Below are 1908 nucleotides of genomic sequence, written 5' to 3'. Positions count from 1 at the left end.
GTCTTATTCTGCTTCACCATCTTTTTGTAAATGCTGAAGAAATGCTTCACCCGGCCCCCCACCGAGGCCTTGATCCCTGTGGCCTCCATGTGCTTCTTCACCTCGTCCACAATGGACTGGACAAAGGCCTCCCTGGCGTCCTTCCTGAGATCCACCTTCTCCACCAGGTCATAATACACCTCAGGCATCAAAAATTTGAGGGACAGATCATCCAGCTCAATCTTGATCTTGGAAATACCCAGCCGATCCGCAATCGGCGCGCAGATCTCCAATGTCTCCCTGGCCTTCTCCTTCTGCTTCTCCGGCTTCCAGTACTGTCCGGTGCGCATGTTGTGCAGGCGGTCCGCCAGCTTGATGATAATGACCCGGATATCCTTTGCCATGGCCAGAAACATTTTTCGGAGATTTTCCGCCTGCATTTCCAGCTTGGCGTCAGACTGTTCCCCATTTCCGGAAAGGGGAAGCTTTTCCAGCTTGGTAACGCCGTCCACAAGCAGCGCCACATCCTGTCCAAACTCCCTTATCAGATCCTCCTCCGTCATGACGGTGTCCTCCACCACATCATGAAGAAGCCCAGCCACAATGGTCTCCTTATCCATCTCAAGATCCGCCAATATCAAAGCCACGTTAAGGGGATGAATGATGTAAGGTTCTCCCGACTTTCGAAACTGATTCTTGTGCGCCTCACTGGCCACCTTATATGCCTTGGCAATCATGGATATGTCGTCGCTGGGATGGTATTTCTGCACACGCTTAATAAGCTCCTGATACAGCTCATCAGGATTCACAAATTCCTCTGCTTTACTTATTTTCCCGTCGTCAAAAATAACCTCGTTTTTTTCTTCTGTCATAAGCCTGCTCCATGTCTTGCCCCATGTCTATTTTCCCGGATAACAGATGGCCGACTCCAGACGATAGCCCTTAATTCTCTCCCGTCCGTGGAGTCCGGCCAGCTCCATCAGCACCACAACGCCCACTACCTGGCCGCCCAGGGATTCTATCAGCTTGATCATAGCCTCCGTGGTGCCGCCCGTGGCGATCAGATCATCTACGATCAATACCCTCTGTCCCGGCTTTATGCTGTCCTTGTGCATTTCAATGACAGACTGCCCATACTCCAAATCATATGAAATGGATACCGTCTCTCTGGGAAGCTTTCCCTGCTTACGGATCAGCACAAAGGGCTTTCTGTTATTATACGCAATAGGTGTTCCAAAAATAAATCCTCGAGATTCCGGTCCCGCCACCACGTCATACTCCAAATCCTTTATCATGTCCTGCATGGTGTCGATGGCCAGATGAAGTCCCTCCGCATCCTGCAGAACGCTTGTCACGTCCCGGAAAATAATTCCCTTCTCCGGGAAGTCCGGTATACTCTTTACGTATTCCTCCAACTTTTTCATGATGAAATCTTACCTCATTTCCGTATTTTCCTGACACATAGATGATTATATAATCTTTTCTTCTGAAAGTCAAAGGCTAACAAAGTACTTTATGATGTCTCTCCTGGTTATGATACCGATAAAAACATTTCTGTCGTCCACCACAGGAACGAAATTCTGATTTTTCGCCTGTTCCAAAAGCTCCTCCATATCCGTATCAATACATACCGCCTTTACCTTTCCGCTCTGCAGAATATTTCTTATGCCGCCCCGCTCCAGCCGTTTCATGGTAATCTCCTCCAGAGTGTCGTTCCTGCTTAAAATATGCCAGAGAAAGTCCCCCTCGCTGATCACGCCCACATACCTGTCCTCACTGTCGATCACAGGGACTGCCGTGTAGCCGCTTCTTTTCAGCTTCTCCAGTCCCTGGCGTATGGTCATGTCATCCCGCAGATAGGTAACCTCTGCCTTTGGCTGTAAAAAAGATGCAATATTCACCGCTTTTCTCCTTTGTTATCTCTTTCCC

General features: G+C 49.0%; 3 protein-coding genes. All 3 read right to left on the bottom strand.

The window, feature by feature from the left end:
- Nucleotides 1–851, bottom strand: an 851-nt coding sequence (locus AC1WIP_RS15310; RefSeq protein ID WP_481142638.1) for an HD domain-containing protein, incomplete at its 3' end; no start/stop codon positions are given.
- A gap of 27 nt (nt 852–878) precedes the next feature.
- Nucleotides 879–1403, bottom strand: a complete 525-nt coding sequence (locus AC1WIP_RS15305; protein WP_481142637.1) for an adenine phosphoribosyltransferase — start codon at nt 1401–1403, stop codon at nt 879–881.
- A 69-nt stretch (nt 1404–1472) separates the two neighbouring features.
- Complete coding sequence (locus AC1WIP_RS15300) at nt 1473–1880, bottom strand: CBS domain-containing protein (protein ID WP_318702650.1); 408 nt, start codon at nt 1878–1880, stop codon at nt 1473–1475.
- Nucleotides 1881–1908 lie beyond the last annotated feature (28 nt).

The sequence above is a fragment of the Acetatifactor sp. genome (assembly GCF_982438285.1).
The sequence above is the reverse complement of the archived record's forward strand: the minus strand, read 5'-3'. Positions and strand labels throughout refer to the sequence as shown.